Here is a 457-nt window from a genome sequence, read left to right as displayed (position 1 = left end):
AGATAGCTAGACTTCTCAGCTGCCAACATAAAGCCATTCGCCTTCAATCACCTCAACCAGCTAAGGGATTGAAGGCCAAATGGTGCAAGATCACCGCTGACCATTACTCGTCACCAATTAGTGACGATGACTTCCTGCACGGACAAATTCGCTAAATAATGGGTGGATATTCTGCTCATGCAGTTGTTCAATCTCGCCGGTTACCTGAACTTCACCTTGAGCTAAAAACGCAAAATCACTGGCGATCATTTTCGCATCGTTGTGATGATGAGTTACCATCAAAATCGTGACCGATCGTGCTTTAGCTAATGATTTAACTAATTGCAGCATTTCTTCACGCAATAACGGGTCGAGCGCCGAAAACGGTTCATCCAATAACCAAATCGGATGAGATTGTACAAAACATCGAGCCAAGGCTACCCGTTGTTTTTGTCCACCAGAAAGTTGCTCCGGCAAA

At 44.9% G+C, this 457-nt stretch carries 1 protein-coding gene; it reads right to left on the bottom strand.

The genetic code is table 11. From position 1 onward, the window contains the following. Positions 1-117: 117 nt before the first annotated feature. On the bottom strand, positions 118-457 hold a 340-nt coding region (locus tag RMT89_RS41120), incomplete at its 5' end, for an ATP-binding cassette domain-containing protein (protein WP_315888863.1).

Source organism: Streptomyces sp. P17 (assembly GCF_032436805.1).
Classification (GTDB): Bacteria; Actinomycetota; Actinomycetes; order Streptomycetales; family Streptomycetaceae; genus Streptomyces.
This window is presented reverse-complemented; position numbering and strand designations above follow the sequence as displayed.